General features: G+C 39.3%; 22 protein-coding genes. 8 read left to right on the top strand and 14 right to left on the bottom strand.

Annotation, left to right across the window (positions count from 1 at the left end; all coding sequences use genetic code 11):
• Positions 1-161: 161 nt before the first annotated feature.
• From NLF99_RS15265 to NLF99_RS15230, 9 genes are all read right to left on the bottom strand, one after another.
• Positions 162-527 (bottom strand): response regulator, encoded by a 366-nt coding sequence (locus NLF99_RS15265; protein ID WP_254529318.1) that lies wholly within the window; start codon positions 525-527, stop codon positions 162-164.
• Between the two features lie 42 nt (positions 528-569).
• Complete coding sequence (locus tag NLF99_RS15260) at positions 570-1355, bottom strand: protein-glutamate O-methyltransferase CheR (RefSeq protein ID WP_368041477.1); 786 nt, start codon at positions 1353-1355, stop codon at positions 570-572.
• Between the two features lie 27 nt (positions 1356-1382).
• Positions 1383-1748, bottom strand: coding sequence for a response regulator (locus tag NLF99_RS15255; RefSeq protein WP_254529315.1), 366 nt, complete (start codon positions 1746-1748; stop codon positions 1383-1385).
• Positions 1749-1761: 13 nt separating this feature from the next.
• Positions 1762-5337 (bottom strand): response regulator, encoded by a 3576-nt coding sequence (locus NLF99_RS15250; protein WP_254529314.1) that lies wholly within the window; start codon positions 5335-5337, stop codon positions 1762-1764.
• The gene (locus NLF99_RS15245) at positions 5337-6809 is read right to left on the bottom strand and encodes an ATP-binding protein (protein ID WP_254529312.1); all 1473 of its coding nucleotides are present in this window, start codon (positions 6807-6809) and stop codon (positions 5337-5339) included. The genes NLF99_RS15250 and NLF99_RS15245 overlap by 1 nt, the downstream gene beginning before the upstream one ends.
• Positions 6810-8240: 1431 nt before the next feature.
• Positions 8241-8459: a hypothetical protein gene (locus tag NLF99_RS15240; RefSeq protein ID WP_254529311.1), complete on the bottom strand. Its 219-nt coding sequence runs from the start codon at positions 8457-8459 to the stop codon at positions 8241-8243.
• 82 nt (positions 8460-8541) lie between these two features.
• A complete protein-coding gene (locus tag NLF99_RS19830; RefSeq protein ID WP_368041474.1) occupies positions 8542-8772 on the bottom strand; it encodes an HNH endonuclease in 231 nt (76 codons plus the stop codon).
• Positions 8773-8789: 17 nt separating this feature from the next.
• On the bottom strand, positions 8790-9437 hold the full coding sequence (locus NLF99_RS15235; protein WP_185217788.1) for a hypothetical protein: 648 nt from the start codon (positions 9435-9437) through the stop codon (positions 8790-8792).
• A 599-nt stretch (positions 9438-10036) separates the two neighbouring features.
• Positions 10037-10447 (bottom strand): hypothetical protein, encoded by a 411-nt coding sequence (locus tag NLF99_RS15230; protein WP_254529310.1) that lies wholly within the window; start codon positions 10445-10447, stop codon positions 10037-10039.
• A 608-nt stretch (positions 10448-11055) separates the two neighbouring features.
• On the opposite strand from NLF99_RS15230, the gene NLF99_RS15225 reads away from it, so the two are divergent.
• The 3 genes from NLF99_RS15225 (at position 11056) to mobC (ending at position 14778) form a co-directional block, all read left to right on the top strand.
• On the top strand, positions 11056-11445 hold the full coding sequence (locus NLF99_RS15225; RefSeq protein ID WP_254529308.1) for a plasmid mobilization relaxosome protein MobC: 390 nt from the start codon (positions 11056-11058) through the stop codon (positions 11443-11445).
• Positions 11433-12722 carry a relaxase/mobilization nuclease domain-containing protein gene (locus tag NLF99_RS15220; protein ID WP_254529306.1) on the top strand — a complete coding sequence of 430 codons (1290 nt, stop codon included), beginning with the start codon at positions 11433-11435 and terminating at the stop codon, positions 12720-12722. Before NLF99_RS15225 ends, NLF99_RS15220 begins: the two co-directional genes overlap by 13 nt.
• Positions 12723-12789: 67 nt before the next feature.
• A complete protein-coding gene (mobC, locus tag NLF99_RS15215) occupies positions 12790-14778 on the top strand; it encodes a conjugal transfer protein MobC (RefSeq protein WP_254529304.1) in 1989 nt (662 codons plus the stop codon).
• A 17-nt stretch (positions 14779-14795) separates the two neighbouring features.
• On the opposite strand, the gene NLF99_RS19740 is transcribed toward mobC, so the two are convergent.
• Positions 14796-14927 carry a hypothetical protein gene (locus tag NLF99_RS19740; RefSeq protein ID WP_261771997.1) on the bottom strand — a complete coding sequence of 44 codons (132 nt, stop codon included), beginning with the start codon at positions 14925-14927 and terminating at the stop codon, positions 14796-14798.
• Between the two features lie 13 nt (positions 14928-14940).
• Positions 14941-15255, bottom strand: a complete 315-nt coding sequence (locus NLF99_RS15210; RefSeq protein WP_254529301.1) for a helix-hairpin-helix domain-containing protein — start codon at positions 15253-15255, stop codon at positions 14941-14943.
• A 508-nt stretch (positions 15256-15763) separates the two neighbouring features.
• On the opposite strand from NLF99_RS15210, the gene NLF99_RS15205 reads away from it, so the two are divergent.
• Positions 15764-16060: a hypothetical protein gene (locus NLF99_RS15205; RefSeq protein ID WP_254529299.1), complete on the top strand. Its 297-nt coding sequence runs from the start codon at positions 15764-15766 to the stop codon at positions 16058-16060.
• A gap of 749 nt (positions 16061-16809) precedes the next feature.
• Here NLF99_RS15205 and NLF99_RS15200 read toward each other — a convergent pair.
• Together NLF99_RS15200 and NLF99_RS15195 are read right to left on the bottom strand one after the other, a co-directional pair.
• Positions 16810-17217, bottom strand: coding sequence for a hypothetical protein (locus tag NLF99_RS15200; RefSeq protein WP_185211806.1), 408 nt, complete (start codon positions 17215-17217; stop codon positions 16810-16812).
• A gap of 2369 nt (positions 17218-19586) precedes the next feature.
• The gene (locus tag NLF99_RS15195) at positions 19587-19757 is read right to left on the bottom strand and encodes a hypothetical protein (RefSeq protein ID WP_254529296.1); all 171 of its coding nucleotides are present in this window, start codon (positions 19755-19757) and stop codon (positions 19587-19589) included.
• 480 nt (positions 19758-20237) lie between these two features.
• Between NLF99_RS15195 and NLF99_RS15190 the strand changes: the two genes are divergently transcribed.
• Together NLF99_RS15190 and NLF99_RS15185 are read left to right on the top strand one after the other, a co-directional pair.
• Positions 20238-20864, top strand: a complete 627-nt coding sequence (locus tag NLF99_RS15190; protein WP_254529294.1) for a hypothetical protein — start codon at positions 20238-20240, stop codon at positions 20862-20864.
• Positions 20865-21008: 144 nt separating this feature from the next.
• A complete protein-coding gene (locus NLF99_RS15185; RefSeq protein ID WP_254529291.1) occupies positions 21009-21668 on the top strand; it encodes a DUF6766 family protein in 660 nt (219 codons plus the stop codon).
• Positions 21669-21692: 24 nt separating this feature from the next.
• Here NLF99_RS15185 and NLF99_RS15180 read toward each other — a convergent pair whose 3' ends face one another.
• Entirely contained in the window at positions 21693-21908 is a 216-nt protein-coding gene (locus NLF99_RS15180) for a hypothetical protein (RefSeq protein WP_093095729.1), read from the bottom strand.
• Positions 21909-22447: 539 nt separating this feature from the next.
• Here NLF99_RS15180 and NLF99_RS15175 point away from each other — a divergent pair.
• Both NLF99_RS15175 and NLF99_RS15170 read left to right on the top strand, forming a co-directional pair.
• A complete protein-coding gene (locus NLF99_RS15175; RefSeq protein ID WP_093097722.1) occupies positions 22448-23011 on the top strand; it encodes an RNA polymerase sigma factor in 564 nt (187 codons plus the stop codon).
• Positions 23012-23016: 5 nt separating this feature from the next.
• On the top strand, positions 23017-23847 hold the full coding sequence (locus NLF99_RS15170; protein WP_157739445.1) for an anti-sigma factor: 831 nt from the start codon (positions 23017-23019) through the stop codon (positions 23845-23847).
• Positions 23848-24090 lie beyond the last annotated feature (243 nt).

The raw sequence follows: 24090 nt of genomic DNA, 5'->3' as shown, positions 1-24090 counted from the left end.
AAAACGTCCTTATAAAAGAAGGAAGGCTTGAATCGACGACCCAAGCCCTTATTAACCAAACAATTATTATCCTATAAAGATGCTAAAAATTTCAGAGCACCATTACCCGTTAAATATTAGTGGAGATTGAATTAATGGTTTTTGATAGTGGAGATTGTTTCCTATGGCTGGAGGATCTTATTTACTATGCCCTCCAGGCTGACCAGGTCAAAAGGTTTGGAAAGGAAACAATTTGCTTTGGCCTGACCGGCTAAAAATTCTATATCACTGTTCGCTGAAACCAAGATTACCGGGATATCCCGATAAAGTGGGCTGGATTTAAGCATCTGCGTAGCCGCCACCCCTCCGATATCCGGAATCCAGTTGTCCATAAAGATCAGGTCAGGCTTAAAACTGCTCACTTTCTCCAACACGTCGTGCGAAGTCCGCGATTGATCGACTATATGCCCCATGTCCTCCAATACGATCGTAAATATCTCAAGCACGTGCCTATCGTCATCGAAAATAAGTATCTTTTTGTTTTCCATTGTATTATGCGAAAATATCAAATCTCCCCAAATTTTGAAACATTAATTTATTTTCTGCCAGATTTTTTGGTCACCAATCTGTTGGAACCTGCCCTTCAGAGAGGAAAACCGGAGAGTCTCCTTGGGCCCAAGGCCTAGGAACCCGGCATTTTCCAAGCTCGTGTCGAAGAGTTCTAGAACCGATTCCTGAAGAGATCGCCTAAAATAGATCAGTACGTTCCGGCACAGGATCAGCTGAAAGCTATTGAAGGAGGAATCACCGGCTAGGTTATGCGTCGAGAACACCATTCGGGAACGAAGCTCATCATTGAAACCAAACCTGCTCTGTTTTGGTGAGTAATAGTCCGATAGTTCCATCGTACCACCCGAATTGAGATAATTTTTGGTATATTCCCCAAGGTTCTCCCAGGAAAACAGGCCATTGGAGGCACTCTCCACAGAGGCGGGGTTTAGGTCGGTTGCGTAGATCAGGGACCGTTCAATCAGTCCAGCCTCCTTTAGCAGTATGGCCATTGAATATGCTTCTTCACCCGTGGAGCAACCCGCTATCCAGACCCGGATCAGGGGGTATGTACTCAGGTAAGGGATCACACTCTGGCGGAGGTCGAGGAAAAATGAGGGATCTCGGAACATGGAGGTCAGGGGAACGGTGACCTGTTGCACGAAGCTCCCTGCCAACGAGGGATCCATGAGCATCTTGTCCAGGAGCCCTCCCAGTTCGGCAACCTTCCATAGGGACATTATCCGAACAATCCTCCTCTGAAGGGAGTCCCGGCTATAACCGGTGAAATCATAGCCGAATTCCTCGAGTAACGTGGCAAGGAACATATCTAAATGGGATTCGATTTCCATTTCTCAGCCTTTCACTAATCCCCGGATCTCGGTCAACAGGAGATCGATATCAACTGGCTTGGATACATACCCATCCGCTCCCGCGCTAAGGCATCTCTCCCTGTCGCCGCTCATGGCCTTTGCGGTCACGGCAATAACGGGCGGATAATCCTTTCCTGGGGAATCCATGATGTGCTGCAAAAACTGGAATCCATCAAATTCCGGCATCATCATGTCCAGCAGCACTACGCTTATCCCATTTCCCACCTCTAGGATATCAAGGCCTTCCTGGGCGGTAATGACGCCCAGGGCATCGTAGCCCCTTGATCTGAGCGCGGTCTTGAGGGCGAATATATTCCGTCTGTCATCATCAATAATCAATATGCTCATTTGTTTTTAAGGTTTAACGGTTAAAAAGCCAAACCCGGAGCAAGGAGACCAACTGGTCCACATCCACTGGTTTGGAGATATAATCGGAGGCTCCTGCCTTCATGCAACGGTCTCGGTCCCCCATCATCGCTTTTGCCGTGACTGCGATTATGGGAAGTTTGCTGAACATTTCCACGGAACGTATCTTTTCGATGGCCTGGAAACCATCCATCTTTGGCATCATTATGTCCATCAGCACGATGTCTATATCGGGATGTCCTTCCAGGATCTGGAAAGCTTCAACACCATCGATGGCAGAGTAGATTTCCATGTTGAATTTTTCAAGTGCCCTAGATATCGAAAAGATGTTTCGGATATCATCGTCAGCAATCAGGACCTTTCTCCCATCCAAGATTTCGGACAGTCGGTTACCTTTGGGATTCAATTGCGAAGGGGTCCCTGAAGACTTATGGTCAACCAAATGAAGGAACAGGCTCACCTCGTCCAGGATTCTCTGGAAGGAATGGGCCGTTTTCAGGACGATCGAGTCTGCATATTCCTTAATGCGCATCTCTTCCTGCCCAGAGAGGCTCTTTCCGGTAAAGACGATTATTGGAAGGTCTTCTAGTCCATCCTGCCCCTTTATGGTTTCCAATATCTCATATGCCCCCTGTCCCGGGATCCCCATATCCAGGATTACACATTCAACGTTTCCTGATTTAAGGGCCTTTACGCCATGGTCAAGGGAGGACTTCACCTCTGTGGATATGTCGAAGCTCTCAAGGTAGGAGGACAGGGCTTCGGCATGCTTGGGATTTTCTTCGAAGATCAATACCTTTTTTGGACCATTGCTGAGGGCAGCATCTATTTTGGAGAAAATCTCCTGGAAACCCTTTTTTTGGAAAGGTTTCCTGATAAAATCGATTGCACCTCTGCGTATGCTATCGCTTTTCTTGGCTTGTTCGGCCGACATCATGTGGACTGGTATATGGCGGGTATCCGGGTTCGACTTCAACCCTTCGAGAACCTGCCATCCGTCCATATGGGGCAGGACGATGTCCAGGAGGATGGCATTGGGGGAAAACCTCAGAGCTGCTTCAATGGCGTGGTCACCCCTCCCGACAGCTATTGCCTTGTAGCCAGACCTTCTTGCATATTGCAGTATCAGCTTGGCGAACGCTTCATCGTCCTCTATGATCAATAGGGTCCTGTCCCCCGGTACAATGTCCCCTCGGTCATCGGCAATGAATTGCGGGAAAAAGATCTCTGGACCAACAACCGGTGCACCAACTGCCTGCACTATGGGACCGATGGGCTGCTCCTGATGGACACTGATATCGCCTCTGCCTAAAAAATCCATGGGCAGCGAGAGTGTAAAACAGCTTCCCTTGCCCGGGGTGCTTTCGACGGTAAGTTCCCCGTGCAGCAATCGTGCGATTTCCCTGCTGATCGAAAGTCCCAAGCCGGTTCCACCGTACTGCCTCCTGGTAGATCCGTCCGCCTGCTGGAAGGCCTCGAATATCAGTTTCTGTTTTTCCTGGGGAATCCCGATCCCGGTATCTCTGACATGGAACAGGACAGAAGGCTCCTTTCCATCGATAAGCTTTACGCTGAGGGTTATGTATCCCTTTTCTGTGAACTTGGTGGCGTTGGAGAGCAGGTTTCTTAGGACCTGTTCCAACCTTAGGCGGTCGCTTTTCAATTTAAAATCCTCCGGCAGGGTGTTCTCGATCCGGAGGTCCAGGCCCTTTTCCCTGGTTAGGGGGCGGAACATCTGCTGAAGCTCCAAAATGAGGTCGGCCAACCTAAATTCCTCGAGCTCTACGTCCATCTTACCTGCCTCGATCTTGGAAAGGTCCAGTATTTCGTCTATCAGGTTAAGCAGTCCCGTACCGGATGACCAGATGACCTGGGCTGATTCCACCTGTTCATGGTTAAGGTTGCCTTCAATGTTCTCAGTGAGCACACGTGAAAGCAAAAGGATAGAGTTAAGGGGAGTCCGCAGTTCATGTGACATATTGGCAAGGAACTCAGATTTGTATTTGGTGCTCAGCGCTAGGGCTTCCGCCTTTTCCTGTATTTCCTTGTTCCGTGCGACGATCACCTGGTTGGTTTCTTCCAAAAGATGCGACCTTTTCTCGAGTTCCTCGTTGGAGATAAGCAGTTCATCCTGTTGCGACCTTAGCTCCTCTTCTGAGATCCTGAGCTTACCAGCCTGTGCTTCCAGCTCGCTATTGAGGGTCTCCAGTTCTGCATGCTGGACCTGCAACTCTTCGGTCTGGGTCTGCGTTTCTTCCAATAGCTGTTGTACCCTGCGCCGGCTCTGTGCCGCGACCAGGGAAATCCCGATGGTTTCACAGAAGTCGGAAATAACATCGAGCTTCTCTTGGCTAAGCTCTCCTCGAGAACCGACTTCGATGATTCCCATGCATTCCTGCTGGTAGACAATGGGTAACAACGCTATCTGGTTAATTGATATCTCCCCCTGTGCAAACGAGAGCTTGAATTCATCGGGACATAGGTCCCTGATGACCCTTTGGCGTTTGGTCCTGTGTACCTCTGCGAAGATCCCCTCCGTTAGAGGAAGCTCTGAGAAAGGAAGGCTATGAAGCCCCACGGTATGCATGACCTTGAAGGATCCCCCTTGGACCATGAAAATTGCTCCGTTCTCCAGATCCATGTAGTCGGTGATGAATTCCATGCTGTACTTCGCAATTTCCTCAAGATCGGGGTTTCCCATCAGACCTGAGTTCAACTGGGCCAGGCCATTTTTTCGCCATTCGTTCCATTGGAGCTGGTCAAAGTTCTTCTTCAGTGACTCGGTCATTATGCGTAGGCTCTCCGCAATGTTTCCAAGGTCGTCCTTTTTCGTGTCATCTATGATCACTGAATAGTTCCCCTTGCTAACCTGTCGGGCGATCCCCCTGATAAGGTTCAATCTATGCTTCATGTCACTGTCCTTCTCTAGCAGTTCCTGCTGTAGTTCTGCCCGCCTTTTGTAGTCTCCTCGAAGTTTCCAGAACAGGATGGCAGTGATGATCAAGGACATCAAGGAGGCAAAGGCAAAAAGGATATTTGTTCTAAAGGTGGAGTTATCGAGTTGTTGGGAACGTTTTCCCGCCCGGGTCTCTTCCTCATGCTGGATCTCGCTTATCAGGTTCCTACATGAATCCATGATCGATTTTCCCCTGTCCAACAGGCCGGGGGAAAGATCGGCCGACCTCAGTCGCTGTCCTATGAGTTCGTCAAGTACTTCAATCCTTTCCCTGGCCAAACGGCCTAGCTGCTGGGTCCGGGCCAACTGCTCAGAGCTCAGATTTCCATTTACAAGACCACTGAGGTGCTGTGGGAGATCTCTCTGGCTGTCCCTGTAAGGAGCCAGGAACTTTTCCTGCCCTGTCAGGAGATAGCCTCTCTGTCCCGTTTCCGCATTCTGAAGGTCGATCAGGATCAACTGTGAATTGAGTATGGTCCGTTGGGACTGATCCATAAGGACCTTGTTTTCCCGCTGGTGTCGGAACGAAAAGAACATGACAGCCGATGAGGCCAAAAGGATGGCCATGGATACACCAAAGCCTATCTGAAGGTTCCTTAATGCGTTTTGTGCCATTATTTATTGAATGGTAGGGTAAAATAAAATGTCGAACCTTCTCCAAGCTTGCTCCTGACCCCGCAGGTTCCACCGTGGAGGGTAATGATCTCTTTGCATATGTGCAGTCCGAGGCCCAGGCCCTGGAACTTTGCTGATGCTTCCTGCACCCTATAGAACTTATCAAAGACGAAAGGAATTTTGTGTTCTGGGATCCCTATCCCATTATCGGAGACCTCTACGGACAGGAAATTTTTCTCAACATAGGTGTGGATGCGGACCGCTTGGGAACCGGGAGCATATTTTATGGCATTGCTGAGGTAGTTTGAAAGGACCTGCTCCAATCTTAGGGGATCCGCCAAAATCCGCCTATCTATCTTTGTACCTGTTCGCTCTATTCTCATTTCCGCCGCTTGATGTTCTACCAATGCCGAATCAACAGCCTGTTGGATGACAGTCTCGATATCAATTTCCTGGAGTGTGAGTTTCATCCCCCCGTTTTCCAACCGGGATATGTCCAGTAGGTCCTCAACCAAAGTATGGAGCTTTTCGGCCTGTTTCTTAACCTTGGATAGATAGCTGTATGCACGGTGCTCTTGAATATCCTTCATTGAACGCAAAGATATTTCTGCAAAGGCCTTGATACTGGTCAAAGGGGTCTTGAGTTCGTGGCTCGCAACACTCAAGAATTCATCTTTTTTATTTTCTAACTGTTTTCGCTCATCTATATCGGTCATGGTACCCACCCATCTGTGCCCACCTGACCCCTGAGCTACGGGCACAATCTTTAGGATATGGTACCGGTAATTCTCAGAATGTTTTTCGCGAAGCCTCACTTCAGCCTCCAATGGCAACAGGTCACCCAATTGAAGCCTCCATTTCTCAAATATGTGTCCGTCTTCGGGATGTAGCTCTGGCCATGTCGTCTTATCATGAGAATACCGTAGCCACTGCTCATTAACGAAATCAACATTCCCCCTGGAATCAGTGGTGAAGGCGACCTGGGGCAATGACTCAAGGGTGGCCTTCAGCTCCTCAAATTTTGAGGAGAGATCTTTTTGCGCTGATTTGCGCCATTCGACCTCCCGTTGTAGCTCATTCTGAATTTTATGCAGGGCTGCCGTCTGTTCGTAGAGCCGATAGAAGGTCTTCACCTTTAACAAAAGGATGTCCGGGTCCACCGGCTTGGTAATGTAATCGATGCCTCCGGAATCGTAGCCCTTTGTGATATACTTCTTTTCACGGTTGACAGCGGACAGGAAAATTATCGGGATATCCTTGGTTTTTTTTGTCGAAGAAAGAAACTCCGCAACTTCATATCCGTCCATTTCGGGCATCTGTACGTCAAGGATGATCAGGGCATATTCGTTCTTGAGGCATTTTTTCAGGGCCTCTTCTCCCGCAAGGGCAGAATCGGTCCGAAAACCTTTTGCTTGAAGGGTTTTTTCCAGCGAAAAGATATTTTCGGGTTTATCGTCAACTATTAGGATCATTTGTTAATCTTTTTTCGATGGTTCCCATTATCTCAGGACCATTGCCGAAAATAGGTCAAGAAAAGAAATTATCAAAATTTTACTTGATAAAACATCAATTTCAATAATCAGATTATTTAACTTTAATATTTAGTGTTTGTAAGATAAATCGATAATTTTAAACTTGGTCAGGAATATTATATTTGATAAAAATTTATAATAATATTACGACATGATTTCTTTAATTAATCTTAAATATAAAAATTAATTATGCTTTAAATCACAGTTAACACATATCAGCTTTTCTTCAATGTCAATAAAATCTAATATACAATGCAAACTCGAGGATTCGTTAAAAGACTTGACAAATTTATATAATATACATCATCGTAAATCCGATCATACTATTCAAATGGAAATGGGCATACCTTTAAATACAGATATTTTTGTCATTTGTTTTATAAATAAACTAGAGATAAAAATTTACAATTTATACATTTTAAGGGAAGATTGTAAATTATCAACTGATTATAAAATTGGAGAATTAGTTGAGAAAATAAAAAAGGATGTGCTATCGATTTAAGAGGATGAAACTCGTTAAATTTTAAAAAGGAACTATTCCTAAAATACTTCTATAATTCTACGCCATTTAAAATTTAAATTTTTAAAAAATTAGGTTCGTTTTGTGAGACAGATTCGACGATTATGCTAAAATCTCTATTTACTTGCTAGTTGTCAATTGTAGCACATAATTAAAATTGATTTAATCTATACATTACCTAAAAAGAATAGAGATACATTGTATTCATCTTTTAAATATCTAGCGAATCGTATTATTCTGTTTTGTGAATCTTGTCTATCAAAATCCTTAAAAAGGACTTCTTGACTAATTGAGTCAATCATATTTACATATTGGTATTGACTTACCATGTAACGCTCGTTGTAAGCTTGTTCAAAAATGTTACCAAGTTGAGTGGATAAACGATAGTCATCTAGAATAATAGTACCACTATGCCACGCTATATTTGTTCCTCCTTTGGTAAAAGAGTAATAGTGATCCGAGCTTGTCACTTCTTCATGGGAAGGTATAGAAACATGAGATCTAAGATATGGTATTAAACCTAGTTCATGCTTAAAATTACCAGACCTAATGTCCAAATCGTTATAATGAAATGGGTAAAAATTGAAAAGTCGATGCAAAATATTGACATCTAATAAATCGTTGTATTCTTTATTAGAAAGTGTAAGCAGCGCTACATAAAATGCGTATTGTATAGGTGGGCTATGTAATTTCCTCAGAATATTATGCTGAAAATCGGTAGCACCCTTTGCTTTTCTTCGTAGCTTAAAATATAGGATCGGGTCGGAATTTATATTGTTCTTTTTTCGAAACGTTCATATTTTTTGTAAGCCTCTGTTTGGAGAAAGTAATGAAAATGATTTAGTTAATGGTTAAAGACCTTCTGAAACTTTAAATTGTAAATATATTGGAACGAATCTATCAAATAATTTATCTGCACCTGTTTGTTGCTCACTAACTGCTTTCAAACGATATCTTTTTGACCAGAGAGGTGTTATATAGCCAAGGTAATTAGAAACATCTGATTCAATTTGACTTTCAGATAGCTCACTTACTAATTTGTAATTCTTTTTGACTGTATTTTTGTACATAAAACTGTAAATTTCAGTTAGATTGTTAATGTTTTTCTTTGTTTTGTGAGAAAGATTATATAAATATCATTTCATTGATTGTTCAAAGATTTTCAACATTGTTACGACGAATAGCCACCAATGACTTCAATTCTTCTATTGTGTAAAATCCGCTATCTATATTTTTTCGATGCAACATCCGATGACAGTTCGAACAAACTAAAGCCAAATCATCAAGGGTAGTTGTTCTTTTTCCATGTTTAGCGATTGGAAATATATGATGACACTCTATAAAACCCTTTCCATGAATTCCGTATAAATCGCTAAAATTCACAGAACAAACATCACATGTTAGCTTTCCAAATGATTCTGCTTCTTCCTTTTCTTTCTGATTATTCTTTGATCCCTTTCGTAGTACTTATGTTTTTTTAAAAGATATCTTTCTTCACCTTCTATCGCAGTATTTTCAGTATCCCAGCCAGGATGTTCTATGATGGTTGTAATGTTTTTTAAACCTAAATCTTTCTCTTTAAATAAACCTAATAATAACTCTTGTTTTTCTCTGACTGGTAATACCATATCTGTACCTTTATTCGGTTTGATAAGGTCAATATCGCAGGTCCATCCTCGATTTGGTTCTTGGAAATTCAGGTATTTCGGCTTCGAAACCCATGGTGTATCACAAGCAACAACGGTTACTAATCTTTTTACAGGGTGCCCATCTGTTTCATCAAATATAACAATGTCGTCAATAGGTGCGACAATATGTGAAAGATATGTTCCAGGCATACCAATGCTCGTACTATTGATACTTTGAACTAATAGAATTAAATCATTAACCACTGGTTTTTTAGCACTTGATATGCCCATTCTATTTTTTTCAATAGGATAATTGAGGTAGAAAGTATCACCAACTTGAAATTCAGAATATGCTAGTGCTTTTCCTTTATCTCTAGTAACGTTCTTAGTCCATTTTAGATCGTCTGCTATAAAGTTCATAAAAACATTTTATGTTAAATATATCTATATTAAGGAATACGGGAAAGTAATTTTTAATTATCTTAAACCCTGTAGTAGATGGTGATAAAGAATGTTTTTAACTACTTTATTATCAATGGCTTTTATTTTTTTTAAGAAACTATTAAAATGTACTCAAATTTAATTAAGCGTATCAGCGACAAAAGGTTTGTTTGTATGCGTGATCTGAATGACGATAACGTGGACCTTATTGCGTACAATGTAAACATGATTAATCGGTATAATGGGAATGCTGATTTAAACGTATCCACAGTGGATTATAATGAAAACTTTGAATACCTTTTGAAAAAAGGGTGGCAAGAGGACATGGGACTTTACGATTCTCTTATTCACGAATACAATTTAAAAAATCCCTCACAACTACTTAAAAAATGGTTTTCAGCAGCAAAATAAAAAAATCTTTTTTTTAGATTCTATACTAGTTAGATCACTGATTACAATATTTTAAGAAAGATTGCCTTTACTATTCACTTTGAGCTATTTTCTGCTTTAAATCTGCAGAATTCCAATGATTATTAAGGAAATAATTGCCCTATAACGCAAATGCTAACACTAAAAATTTATATATCGTGTTTGATATTGCACATAAATTCGATCATGTGAAGCTTATAACCATTTAAAATTGAATACAAATTTTTCCCTAAATAAAACATGTTATAAGCATAGTCAACCCTATTCTGAATTGAAAATTCTGTAGTCTCAGCAAACCTAACTGACATAACAAATTCATTATCAGATCTTGTGAAATCTGTATTGAAATCAATATGTTCATTTGAAAAATGAATAAACCCACTTGAATTTTCATATTTTAATCTAAATCCTGGATACCTTTTGTCCAGAACAGTTGATAGGTAGTAGTCTGTCATTTTATTCCCGTGGCTATCCTTTATATTTCTTGAAGATTCGCCATTAATAATTCGGTTATATAGATCTAGTCTATCGGTAACTAAACTAAGTGCAGTTAGTCTCATACAGTTATCTGCTTGAATTCTTATCAGATTGATAGCCGTTATCCAATTTTTATCATTCGATAAATTTACGAAACCTTTATTTAATTTAATCGCTCGATGGATAATAGCTGAAACAAAGTGTGTTGGCTTAGATAGTAGATTTTTCTGTAATTCGTTCTTAAAAATGTCAATTCCGATTTTATTGCGGAAAATGGGATCAATGAATTAAGAAAAATTCCTATATTTATGTAATATTAATTGCAGCTAAAACATATATCAAACCAGTGAGTGATTCGGTGAGTCTGGAAAGCGAATGTTGGTAAAAAACTGATAAAGAGATTATTGTCTATTAGGTACTATTCCCCTACGAACTAAAATCTGAATTAAATAATCATATTAACTTTTTTCTATTCTCTGTCAGGGTATTTTTTCAGAATAATCATCTTCAAATTTTATTGAGGTAATTCTTTTCTAAAATATATGTTTTAGATTTACTCAAAGAGATTGCTGTATCTTTTGCAATCGGCAAGATGTCCGGTTGTTAAACAACCGCAATAATAAACTTGACTCGAAACTCGTGGTTTTGTGGATTTAGGTGTTTTGATGGAATTGTGCAGAAAGGGAATGTAATGGATAGAAAAAATCAAAATAGAAGCAGAATCGTTGGTGTTCGGTTAACAGTTTCTGAATTCCATAAATTGGAGCAGCAGTGGCGAGGTTCAACCTGTAGAAAACTGAGTGAATATGCTCGTTCGGTTTTGTTAGGCAAGCCAATTATAAGGTCTTATCGCAATAAGTCCTTGGACGAGAGCATGACCCTGCTCATTCAGCTTCGTAATGAACTCAATGCCATTGGAATCAATCTCAATCAGTCGGTAAAGAAGCTGCATACCTTCTCTCCTCAATCAGATATGAAGCCTTGGATCCTGAATCATCAGCTCCAGGCTAGGTTACTTTCCAATAAACTAGCGGAGATTAAATTGCTCATTCAAAAGATGGGGGAAACATGGTTGCAGTGATCAAGACTGGAAGTTCCATCCGCCGGATATTTTTGTACAATGAAAACAAAATTGAGCTTGGAGTGGCAAGGTGCCTCTCCGCTATAAATTATCCGATGGAGGCGCACCAGATGAATGCCTCCATGCGGTTGAATAGGCTCTTGCAACAAGCTGCTTTAAACAGTAAGGTTATGCGCAATAGCGTTCACATTTCCTTGAACTTTGATCCGACCGAAAAGGATCTATCTGATGATAGGTTGATCGAGATCGCTAAACGTTATATGGAAGGGATCGGTTTTTCGGATCAGCCCTTTCTCATTTACCGGCACTTTGATGCTGCACATCCTCATATTCATATAGTAAGTATCAAGGTACGCTCAGATGGAAGTCGCATCGACATGCACAACATGGGCCGCAACCAATCCGAAAAGATCAGGTCTTTGATTGAGCGGGAATTCAATTTGGTCAAAGCAGGTCAAAGTACGCAGAAGTTGTCGCATATTCCCAAAGGTATTGATCTCGCCAAGGTGCAATATGGACGGAGTGAGACCCGAGCAGCCATTCAGCATGTATTGGAGGAGGTACTGAATTCCTACAGCTTTAGTAATCTCCATCAGTTGAATGCCATTCTTCGACAGTTCAATGTGCTAGCAGACCGAGGAAGCGAACGGTCTAGGATCTTTACCAACAAGGGTTTGCTGTATCGTCTAATGGATGAGCATGGTAATAAGGTTGGCGTCCCAATCAAGGCTAGTGATTTATTCAGCAGACCCACATTAAAGAATTTACAGGGTCGCTTTGAGCAAAAGCAATCATATCGAAAGCAGCACAAGGAACGGATAATATACTCCATCGATAAGGCCATGCTGGGGCAATTTAAGGATATCGAGGAATTTAAGGAAAGACTTAAACGACAGGCCATTCATGTGGTGCTCCGAGAAAACGCCAGTGGGGTTGTTTATGGCATTACCTATGTAGATCACAAGAACAAGTGCGTATTCAATGGAAGCGAGCTTGGCAAGCAATACAGTGCCAAGGCTATATTAGCACGATTGGCTGATCCAGCCCTTGAGAAGAATTCCATAAAGCACCAGGACCGTCCTTTCGTTAGGTTGAATATTGCCCCAGCTCGATCCGATCCAAATAAGGTTAATGGTAGGCCTGGAATTACGATGAAGGTTGTTTCGATAGCTAAGAACCCTTTTGAAACACTTTTCAATTTCCCAGATTCCGCAGATTACATTCCCCATACCTTTAAGAAACGTAGGAAAAAGAAGAAGCGAAAAATCCAGTATTGATGGTTTGAGAAGGGATGATTTAATAGTTGTATAATAAATGAGCAATAGATAAATTAAATGACCGAGCATGGCACTACAGACCGGAGAAAATGAACAGGCACTTCGAAAGATAGTCGACCTCACACGTTGGATAGCAATCGGACTGCTCCTGATTCACTTCTATGCGAAAGGATACAATTGGTTTAGGGAGTTAGGTTGGCAACATGCGTTCACCGATAGCATCATGCTGATGCTGCATAGGACCGGTCTTTTCAGCAGCATGCTGACCTCGAAGATGCTCGCACTGGGATTTTTATTGATTTCCTTGATGGGTGCAAAAGGAAAAAAAGATGAAAAAATCACATATCAAAAACCCATTGCCTATATATTAATCGGGTTATTATTATATTTCTTTAGCGATGTAGCTTTCCAAATACCGCTTACTTATGAGCTTCGGTTATATGGATATATGTTGCTGGCAAGCTGCGGCTTTTTGACCTTTCTAATGGGCGGTACTTGGATGACTAGGGTAATTTCTGCTAAAATAGTCCAATCCGACATTTTTAACAGGGAAAATGAAACCTTTCCACAGCATGAAGAACTCCTGGAAAATGAATATTCCATTAACCTGCCGGCGACCTACCTATTAAAGAATAAGGTGCGCAAAAGTTGGGTCAACATCATTAATCCATTCCGAGGGATATTGGTTCTGGGAAGTCCAGGTTCAGGTAAGTCCTATTTCATCATTCGGCATATTATCAGCCAGCATATTCAAAAAGGATTTTCGATGTTCATTTATGATTTCAAGTTTGATGATTTGACGACCATTGCCTATAATCATTACTTGAAGTATTGCAGAACTAACGCAAGTCCCTTAAAATTTTACAGCATCAATTTCGATGACCTGAGCCGGTCGAGTCGTTGCAATCCCCTTGATCCTAGCTCCATGATCGACATTACTGATGCAGCGGAAAGTGCTCGGACAATTCTTTTGGGACTGAACCGGGAATGGATAAAGCGCCAGGGAGATTTTTTTGTCGAGTCGCCCATCAATTTCCTGACGGCCATCATTTGGTATTTACGGCGGTATCGACAGGGGGAATTTTGTACGCTTCCCCATGCCATTGAACTGTTGCAGTTAGATTACGACTCCTTATTTTCACTTCTGCGCGCCGATAGGGAAATCGAGGTACTCGTCAATCCCTTCATCAACGCTTACCTTAATGATGCCATGGAACAACTCGAAGGACAGATTGCATCGGCCAAGATTGCTTTGGCAAGGCTCTCCTCCCCCCAATTATATTACATCCTTTCGGGAAATGACTTTACTTTGGACATCAATAACCCGCAGGAGCCTAAATTAGTGACCATGGGTAACAATCCCCAGAAAATTCAGATCTATGGAGCCGTGCTTTCCCTGTACATCAACCGATTGGTCAAATTGGTCAATCAGAAAGGAAAGATCAAGTCAAGCTTGATCTTTGATGAGTTTCCAACAATATACCTCAATAATATCGATAGTCTGATCGCAACGGCCCGCGACAATTTAGTCTCCACCAGCATCGCCATTCAGGATCTAAGTCAACTGCGCAAGGATTATGGCCGTGAGCAGTCCGACGTGATCATGAACATATCTGGAAACGTGTTGTCCGGGCAGGTAAATGGAGATACGGCAAAACAGCTTTCCGAGCGTTTCGGAAAGATATTGCAGGACAGGGAAAGCTATTCGCTGAACAGTGCCGACACTTCGATCAGTCGTTCCAAGCAGCTCGAATATGCTATTCCGGCATCTAAAATCTCTTCGCTGAGTTCCGGTGAGTTTGTGGGCATGGTTGCCGACAATCCAAAAAGCAAGATAATGCTCAAAGCATTTCATTGTTCCATAATCAATGATCATCATTTATTGGAAAAGGAGATTAAAGATTATAAAAAGATACCAATCGTTCGCCAGCTAACCACTGAGCAGGTAATCACAAACTTCAATCAGATAAAGAAGGATATCGAAGATTTGGCATTCCATGAAATGAGGCGCATTTCCGATAGCCCTTCCCTGGCCTATTTATTGGTTAAGAAATAATTGGATGTAAAGATGTGTCAATATTGACCGAAGAAAGTCCATTTTAATGCGATATAGGAAACCGGGATTTGAGATGAGCTTCTCAATTGTTTATCCTCGCCTGAATCGTGATCTTTTTTTGAACATAATGATGTTAATTTCTTTTCCATAATGAAGATTTTTTCAGGGAGCCAATTTTAGATTAAACTGCCTCAGAAAATCATAGATTTGGTAGCCCCTCCTTTTACCAAAAGATTTTATTCTCAATAGATCGGTTATGGATTTACTGCATAAATCACCTACCGTATTTATTCCATGGTCATTTAAAAGGGTTACTAATTGTGGGTCTAAGGAAAACTGTTCATTAAAAAGGTCTACTCCATACAGCAGCTCTTCATTTCGCCGCTGAATAAAGTCCAACAATTCCGATATGGAGACCATGTGTTCTCCCCTTGCTTGAAGTTCTTTCAATTTGGATATGATTTCTGAGGGATTCATAATCAATTCTTTAGGTAGAGAACTTAAATTTAAGGAATCTATTTAGAAATAGAATATTTTTATGGAAGTATAATTATTAAGCGAGACAAAGAGCTGAAAATCGCTGAAAACGTTTTCCATGTTTTTGGTTTAAAGAAACTTAAAATAAAGGATGGGAAAAACCTGATCAGAATTGTTACTTCCATAATACTTAAACCTGATTTTTGAAGGTTTTGGATTATGGCATATCGAAATCATGCCTAGTTCATGGTTCCGGTTTAGATCTTGGCAACCCTTTTGGGTATATTAAAATTCACCAGAATGCCTATCTAAAGAAATTGTGAAAGCTTTGGGGCAATTGCATGACTAATATTCAAACATTTCAAGGTGAATGGACAAAATTACATTAAAAAATTACACGACAACCACCTACGATATTGGTATCATTTGAAAAAAAAAAAAAAAAATAGGTTTAAATTAAATCTGTTGTATTTATTTCTAATTTTAAGGTCTTAACTGGTTTTAATTTATGAAAAAACTCATGTATTTACTCATGTTGCTTTTGCTAGGCTTAAGTTCATGTAAGAAAGATGAAACATTTAACGAAATGGAAACATTTGTCATCAATGGTGAAACATTTAGTGTAAGTGAAACTAGAATGAGGCTTGCAGTTATTTTGGATATTGATGAGAACAGATTAACTTATATACCGGAGAAGGTTGCATTTAAATTGGACACCCGTAATGATCAGGATCTTATATATATCGAACCAATTATTGAGTCGATTAAGAATGTTAAGGTACCAAAAAGTCAATCATATCCTTAGGCTTTTTTATTTAATGATTTGTAAAACCAAATTTTCGAAGTAATGAAAATCGATTTCAATATTGTGATACTTCTCTTTTCCCTTTCCTTATTTTCTCAATTATGCAAAACTTCATAGGGAATGATAGTAGAGGAGGTTAAGAAAATGAACCTTCTTTACTGATCCAGGAATATAAAGGAGATTTAAAATACAATGTTGATCTAGATGATCTTAAATGTGGGGGAGAATATATTTTTGCAAAAAACAAGTTAATTTGGATTAAGTACAGATTAAGCCCTGTCGTACAGGAAATAACGAAAGAAAATCAAACAGGAATTTGTGTTAAGCCCTAAAGAATATCCAGCAGAGATTTGGAGATCCCAGAATTAGAGAAAATGAAAAATTACATATTTGGTCTCTTATTGACTTTTCAATTAAGGCATCTAATAAAAGATTTCTTGTATCCTAATCTAATATTAGGTTTTTGTTTTGAGTTCCCTTGGTATCCTTTCAGCTAAGCAAGTATTTACTGGCTTCATTTATTGCCTATATCCAACCATTTAGCACAGAGCCGTACCGCATCCCTTAACATATACCGCACACATTGAACTTAGCCGTCTTAATTAGAGAACACTCCACTGGGAGTATTCTATGCCCTTTGAAGCATGCTATAACTACGATTTTTCAAAATCATTCATATTATTGCAACTAATTAAAATAAAAAATCTACTTTTTATTGTAGGATATAGCTTACCACGTCTTTCTAATTTTTATTCCAATTTATCATAAAATTGAGTACCGATCCTCAAACCATTTCCTTTTTCTCTCCAAATTCTAACAAATCCATTGGAACTCCATTCGGGATTCCTTCCCGGAACATACATGAAGTTTTCACCTTGCCATAGATTCTCCCCCATATATTTGACGTCTGCTACAACATGAAATCCCTTTGCGCCAGGAGGAAATGCAGTGCCGACCTCGTCTATTTCCACATAGCCCCATTTTAAACCAATATCATAATGCATATCTATAATAAGTCCCGTTTGGGTATGGATATATCTTCCATTTGCTCTTGCAGCTGGCTCGATATCGGATTCATTGTCCTCTGGTTCACAGGAGAAAAACATGGCTATCAATACTGTAAAAACAACCATGCAGGTGATTCTAATTAATTTCATAAAATTGGTTTTGGGACGAATTTAGAAAAAGTTCCTAAATCGGGATATACCCAATCTTAGGTATTTTATATGCCTGAGATTTACATGGCCTCCACCTAAGTCCAGAGAACCACCATAAAAGTAAACTATTTAAAAACCTTTTCTTATATTGGTTGTTAAGTAAAATGCATAAATAGCTAAATAATCCCAATAATCGGTTTTTAATTGGGATAGTATCTTTCCCCGGACCGGTCATTTGTCCGGGGATATTTTGTGTGTATTGGAATTTCATGTATTAGGGTTAGGGTGGTAATTCTCGTTCAATGCTGCAGTAGTTTTCTAACATTCGCTGCTTTTTTTTACAATTGGTATTTTCTTAAAAAAAAGCTGGTTAAAATTACTGGTTCCTCGTGAGAAAAACTTTTCTAGTGATTTTATCCCTTCTATTTATCCATGCTGTTCCTATCATGGTTTATAATTGCTATATATTTTTAGTAGTTAAACTTGTAAAACATTTTACCCTAAATTATTGCCATTCATAATCGGACCTTCTCCATTTGGGCAATTGTCATTTCGCAACGTTAATTCACCATTCTTGTGTAATTAGCTGTTTTATTGAACCTGTCCCGTAGTACGTTCGTTCCGCATTTAACACGCTTCCTCACTGCTAAGAGGAAGGTTAGTGAATAATCTTTGCCAATCCACAGAAACCGCGAACTTTGAAGTCTTTCAATGCAGTTGGAAAATAGAACTCTTATGTTTCTATCAGATCTGGATTGGCTCCCATTATTCGTAGCAGATCATTAATTCTCTCCTTCCATTTTATTTCCTTTTCACCTGATTTCATTTTTCCACTAATTAATTTTATATTTATTTCCTCAGCTTTATAAATTATAACTATTTGGCCCAATAGATAGTAGCTATTGGGCTTTTTATTTTTTATTCTCTATATTTAAGAACTTATATTCTACTTCCCCAAAGTAGGATGTTTTCATAGATAGTATACCCAATGACGAATTCGTTATTGGGTTTATTATTTTTAAGATCTTTTGCTTAACTTTAAATCAATCATAGATAGTTTATTGATAAGACATGCCCAATGGATAGGGGAAATCCATTGGGTTTTTTGTCTTTATCTATACTCTGAACCATATTTATTTTTGTTATTTTTGCCCATTCAGGGTACTTCCCGGGGCGTGATTTTTAACCCAGCGGCAGGATGCCGTTGGGTTTCTTATATTTAATCCCTATCTTTAATCTTCAGGCATGCAAACCCTTCATAAGGTTTAATTTAGGTAGCCCAGTAATTCCTGTTACTGGACTTTTGTTTTTAATTTGTAACTTCATTACACCAATCTATCCCAATTAGAAGGATTTCGTATTCCGAGCCCAGCAGTCTATATGTTGGACTTTTTATAATATTTTATTATTTTGGGGCGGATTTTTAAGAATCTAAACAATTAGCGATATGCCCAGTGACTTATGATGCTGGGCTTTTTGTTTCATGTTCCCGCACCATCATATTTTTATATCAGCCCCTTCCAAAATAGGTGCTTGGTAATTTTAATTTATTACCTTTATTGCTTTAACGGCACCACGCATGTCGTTTCTCGGTTAATAAGTGCACCCCTCAACCACTCATAGTTGAGGGGCTTTTTTATACCCTTATCAAAATAGTTGCTCCCCATTTAATGACCAAACCAATTCTTTTCCCGATCAATCCGATGAAGTCAAATGACGTCCTTAAAATATGGGTCGCTTTATACACGGTCATTTGTCGGAAAAATACCAGGTGAACAGGAAAGCTTTAGTTGGTAAGTTTGAAGGGACCACCCGGAAAACATTTGAGACTTTGCCAGGCGTGCTGAAATTTTTATAACCGGAGATGTGGCTAGAGAAAGGACAACGGGATTGTAGCCATTTTACCCTACCAAGAAAGACATGTCAACAATAAATTGACTGTTACTTAGATGGATCAAATCGGCCTCATTCAGAGCAATTTATACACTGGAATACCTCTCAGGTCAATATTAAGGGCAATGGTTGCTTGATCGTGCAGTAAAGGAATTTTTGCCAACACCAGCTAATCTAATATTTATGAAAACATCGCCATAATAAGCCATTAGATATAATTTGCCATCTATGACACCCTCCCTCACCGTTCTGGTAATCTTCCTGATCCAATCATATTCCAGAGCTACCCATAATCCGGCAGACCGAGCCTTGCTGCCTCCTACAGTACCGAAAATTAGCGGCTAGAGATGCTCTAATATCTGGATGCCTGCCGTAGCTGTCAGCTACCTGTGCCAATGCACAAAATCGTTGAACCATCCCTAGGAAACAAATGCATCGTTTATGCCTTTGATCAGCCTTGTGTTGTAAGTATGATATTATTGTTCAAGAATCCGTATTCCCACTGATAGGTCAATTTCTTCCAGATTTAATCCAACCTGTCCAAGCTGTTGTAAGATCTGCGATATTCGGTCGGTGTAGATCTCATCCTCATAATCGTGGCGCATAGAGCTCTTTTCTGCCAATCTTCCCTTGACGGTCGCGCCCACCTGATTGGAGACTTCTGATGAACATGTGTGTGGATAACGTCACTTTAGACCATTTCCCCCTGACCTTGACCCCTTCATTCCGATACCAAGGGACCACCAAGCGATCAGGACTATCCCAAAGGCCAACCTATTTTGTTGACGAATAACGCACCTTTATCCGGAGCCTTCGTTTCTTCGACATGGTGGGCCTGTTTTTATTTCCTACAGTTTGAATCTTTAGATAAAATTGATTCCTAATATCAATTAAGAAAATTAGCCTTCCGGTCTATGTTGATAAAGTGGATGACAAAAAATCATTGAATCAAAGACAATACAGAAATATAACCCTCTACAATATAACCCTCTACGCCGAATTTTTTTTGTTTCTCACCTTTCTTTAATGGGAATAGAGTTTTTTTTTATTGTAATTTAAAAAAAAAACAGTTTTACTATGTAGCATTCAAGATAAAGGTTTCGTTTCATCCAGAAACCAGATCTAAAATGAAAAATAAAGCATTCACCACCTTTACACTTTTTCTATTATTACTATCAACCATTTTTTTCAATAGCTGCGACAAAGAAGGAAATCCCCTGCCAGATGATAGGTATGTCGAAATAGCTTATAATGGAGAAACCTTTATTCAACAAGGAAGGGCATTTGACTTGAACTATCGCAGTGGGCCAAAATTTGATTATAATTATCATAACCTGCCCCAATATGCAAATGGAGTTAGGTATATTACATTACATGCTTCCTTGAAAAAGAAAGGTTCAAAAGAATCTCCCATACATACTATCTTTGTAAAGATTCCTGTCGGTAAGGAGATCCTTCTGAACCATGAGTATGTTATCAGATCACTCCCAGGGAAACAGATAATTAATAAAATGGACGATTATATATCAATTAATGAAAGGGAGAACCTTTCATTTATTAGATATAATCCATACTTAGATTATTCTCAATACATTTTTGGTGATGGTAAGGTCTATTTTACCAAAATAACAAAGAAAGAAAATGGAGCTGAGGATATTGAAGGCACTTTTGAATTCACGATTCCATCGTTTGCGGAAGACGAGGGATTTGATGTAGTAAAAGGGAAATTCAAGCTTTATCTTAATAAAATCTAATGTTGAATATATTTGTTGAGTTTTAATCCCCTCCCTATCCGAGGGGATTTTTTTATACCATTAACCAGCCAGCTTATCAAAAAATAAAAGTTGCCTAAACCAATTATTGATCTAAATGTTCCTTATATATATCTAATAATGTAAATGAAAGCAAATAGAAGTTTTTTTTACAGGAATTCATTATTAATCGTTTTTATTTCTTTGTTCTTGTTGGCCCTGATTGGTCAGATTTACTTTGGTTGGAAGGAAAGTGTTAGTGAATATCAAAAACATGGGAAGGAACTTTTATTTGGTGATTATTTATTTTCTGGCCATTTTATATCAGCGACATTTGAAAATTTTCAAAGCGAATTCCTTCAGATGGCGCTTTATGTTATACTTACTATTTTCCTTCGCCAAGTTGGATCAGCTGAATCAAAGGAAATAGACAAAAAAGAAGAGGTAGATCGGGAACCCATTTACAGACCAGGCGCTCCAGCGCCAGTGAAAAGTGGCGGATGGAGACTCTTAATATACAAACACTCACTTTCTATTGCGTTTTTGATTCTTTTTATAGCATCTTGGGGATTACATTTATTCGGCAGTTATAAGGGGAAAATGGAGGAGAATGCACTTGAAGGTAAGCCCTCCATATCGATAAGTGATTATTTGACTGAACCCACTTTTTGGTTCGAAACTTTTCAGAATTGGCAAAGCGAATTTCTATCGGTTGCTTCAATAGTTATATTAACAATTTTTCTTCGTCAAAAAGGCTCACCAGAATCCAAACCAGTTGACAGTCCACATTGGAAAACAGGAAAATAGACTTTATGCTGTTTCAAACATAGATTACCTAAAAAGATGCTTTAAACCCCTTTCGGTAAGCTCAAAGTCATAAGGATAATCAAATTGTATATATTTATTTAATGGAACGATCATTTTCTCCTCCAGAAGAAATGTTAGATCCTCTGTAAAATTTTCAAAAATTTCCAATTCAAAGATTGGTTTACCAGTATATAACCTGAATAATATTAAATCCTTTATAGGCAATGGAGTTTCCATCATATATTATTGAATCTGACAAAACAACAAGAATCTATATTAATATAAAAATGTCATAAACCTAACCCACTATGTTGAGAAATTGTTTTTAGAAAATTAATAAATCAAAATATTAATATAAGGTAAACATCCATTCGCATGAATGGATATTTACGTATAGCGTGAAAAATGAACCAATTGTTGTGCTTTTAGGCTCTTTAATCTTCCTTTTCTGCCTGTGGATTTATGGGATTTTTCAAAGGTTTAGTTATGGAAAAATATATTGTAGAAATTAGTTAACTCAAGTTACAAATCCACTTCATTGGTGGATAATGAGCAACCATATTCGACATTCCTGAAGTAAAGCTTGTTTTATGCAATAATTTTATTGAGGTTCATTTTAAATTAAACACAATCTATTCACTGCTGCCGGGGTAGTGTTTTTTTTTCTCCGGGGCTCAAATCCTGTGCCCATTGAACAATCCATTATTAAACTCTATTGGAAAAAGGATCACATTCAATTATATTTTTGTATATTCGATTTCGCGTATAGAATATACCACTTGAGTCCAATACAGCACTTATCTGAAGATACACTAATCGATTTATTGAAGAAAAGAGATCGGCGTGCGTTTAATTATCTATACGATAATTATGCAGGCGCATTATACGGTATCATAATCCGCATTGTAATACATAAAGAATATGCAGAGGAGGTAATACAGGATGTGTTTGTCAAAATATGGAAGCACGTCGACTTATTTAATCAGGACAAAGGCAGGCTGTACACCTGGATGATAAACATTGCACGCAATGCTTCCCTGGACTACCTTAGATCAAAGGGTGTTCAGAACGAACAAAAAAACCAATCATTTCCAGATATCGTAAATAATAAAGAAAGTCATATTTTTGCGAGTACTGACCAAGCTGATAAGTCTGATTATATTGGTTTTGGTACCGTGCTGGATAAATTAAAACCTGAGTGGAGAAAGCTCATTGAAATGGCATATTATCACGGTTATTCGCAGCAAGAAATCGCCGACCAACTTCATATCCCGCTAGGTACGGTGAAAACAAGGGTAAGGTCGGCTTTAATTCAGTTACGTGAGATTTTGAAAGAACAATAATAGATTTGAACATTAAGGAATACATATCGTCTGGGATTATTGAATCATACGTTTTGGGGCTCGCCACCGAGGAGGAAGTGGGCATCCTGGAATGCATACGTAAAAATTCACCAGAAGTCCAACAGGCGATTCTTGATGTGCAATTACTCCTGGAAGATCTGGCTAGCAATGAAGCCATTGCTCCCCATGAAGATATTAAACCATCGATATGGGATCGATTGTCCACATTAACAGTGGAGGAGCAAGCCACTCTCTCTGCTACCGTCAACGGCAATACTCAGATTGAAGGCAAAGAAATGGAAAAGAGAAATACTCTTCCGAATTTGGGAACAAAAAGATGGATGCCATTGACCATAGCAGCTTCAGTCCTATTAATCCTAAGTTTAGCCTCGAACATTCTACTCTTGAACTATAGGGAAAGAGATCTAGAAAAAATGCAACAAGCAATTTCTTCAAATCAAGAATCCCTAGACAAGTTGAAAGATGTAAACGAACGTTGGCAAATAATACAACGTCCTTCGGTTGAGACCATCACCTTGCATGGTATTGAAAAGTATCCTGAGGCCAAAGCGGTTCTCTTTTGGGACACTAAAACTTCCGATGTTTTTTTATCTGTATCAAACCTACCCCTGGTACCTTCAGGAAAACAGTACCAACTTTGGGCTATTGTTGATGGTCAGCCAGTTGATGCAGGACTACTCCCTCTTTCCAATGATCATTCCATGGTGAAAATGCACCATATTGACAAGGCAGAGGCTTTTGCAATAACATTGGAAAATGAAGGAGGCAGTTTAGTACCGACCCTTACAGAAATGTATGTGATGGGAAATATTTAGTCAGCAAAAATTACCGGGTAAATGATAACCAGTTCACAGAGAAAATTAATTTAAACATTATGGTTAATTTAGAAAATTGTAAAACGTTTAGGTCTATAGAAAAATTCATAAGCTTTTTTAATTTATCAGGATTTATTTGGCCCTAGAAGATATTGATGTTTATGGAATATTCTCGAAAAACTCAACAGAACTGAAGGACATCTACTTACTAATGGTAGATAAAAAGAAAACCAATTCTATTTG

This window comes from Sphingobacterium sp. LZ11T8 (assembly GCF_024261425.1).
GTDB lineage: Bacteria > Bacteroidota > Bacteroidia > Sphingobacteriales > Sphingobacteriaceae > Sphingobacterium.
This window is presented reverse-complemented; position numbering and strand designations above follow the sequence as displayed.

What these genes read in the sequence shown, in the direction of transcription:
- NLF99_RS15230 (WP_254529310.1), bottom strand. Translation starts at nt 10,447, where the DNA reads ATGAGACTAACTGCACTTAGTTTAGTTACCGATAGACTAGATCTATAT.
- NLF99_RS15235 (WP_185217788.1), bottom strand. Translation starts at nt 9,437, where the DNA reads ATGAACTTTATAGCAGACGATCTAAAATGGACTAAGAACGTTACTAGA.
- NLF99_RS15240 (WP_254529311.1), bottom strand. Translation starts at nt 8,459, where the DNA reads ATGTACAAAAATACAGTCAAAAAGAATTACAAATTAGTAAGTGAGCTA.
- NLF99_RS15260 (WP_368041477.1), bottom strand. Translation starts at nt 1,355, where the DNA reads ATGTTCCTTGCCACGTTACTCGAGGAATTCGGCTATGATTTCACCGGT.
- NLF99_RS15190 (WP_254529294.1), top strand. Translation starts at nt 20,238, where the DNA reads ATGAAAAATAAAGCATTCACCACCTTTACACTTTTTCTATTATTACTA.
- NLF99_RS15225 (WP_254529308.1), top strand. Translation starts at nt 11,056, where the DNA reads ATGGATAGAAAAAATCAAAATAGAAGCAGAATCGTTGGTGTTCGGTTA.
- NLF99_RS15180 (WP_093095729.1), bottom strand. Translation starts at nt 21,908, where the DNA reads ATGATGGAAACTCCATTGCCTATAAAGGATTTAATATTATTCAGGTTA.
- NLF99_RS15245 (WP_254529312.1), bottom strand. Translation starts at nt 6,809, where the DNA reads ATGATCCTAATAGTTGACGATAAACCCGAAAATATCTTTTCGCTGGAA.
- NLF99_RS15265 (WP_254529318.1), bottom strand. Translation starts at nt 527, where the DNA reads ATGGAAAACAAAAAGATACTTATTTTCGATGACGATAGGCACGTGCTT.
- NLF99_RS15220 (WP_254529306.1), top strand. Translation starts at nt 11,433, where the DNA reads ATGGTTGCAGTGATCAAGACTGGAAGTTCCATCCGCCGGATATTTTTG.
- NLF99_RS15185 (WP_254529291.1), top strand. Translation starts at nt 21,009, where the DNA reads ATGAAAGCAAATAGAAGTTTTTTTTACAGGAATTCATTATTAATCGTT.
- NLF99_RS15210 (WP_254529301.1), bottom strand. Translation starts at nt 15,255, where the DNA reads ATGAATCCCTCAGAAATCATATCCAAATTGAAAGAACTTCAAGCAAGG.
- mobC (WP_254529304.1), top strand. Translation starts at nt 12,790, where the DNA reads ATGGCACTACAGACCGGAGAAAATGAACAGGCACTTCGAAAGATAGTC.
- NLF99_RS15255 (WP_254529315.1), bottom strand. Translation starts at nt 1,748, where the DNA reads ATGAGCATATTGATTATTGATGATGACAGACGGAATATATTCGCCCTC.
- NLF99_RS15205 (WP_254529299.1), top strand. Translation starts at nt 15,764, where the DNA reads ATGAAAAAACTCATGTATTTACTCATGTTGCTTTTGCTAGGCTTAAGT.
- NLF99_RS15200 (WP_185211806.1), bottom strand. Translation starts at nt 17,217, where the DNA reads ATGAAATTAATTAGAATCACCTGCATGGTTGTTTTTACAGTATTGATA.
- NLF99_RS19740 (WP_261771997.1), bottom strand. Translation starts at nt 14,927, where the DNA reads ATGGAAAAGAAATTAACATCATTATGTTCAAAAAAAGATCACGATTCA.
- NLF99_RS15250 (WP_254529314.1), bottom strand. Translation starts at nt 5,337, where the DNA reads ATGGCACAAAACGCATTAAGGAACCTTCAGATAGGCTTTGGTGTATCC.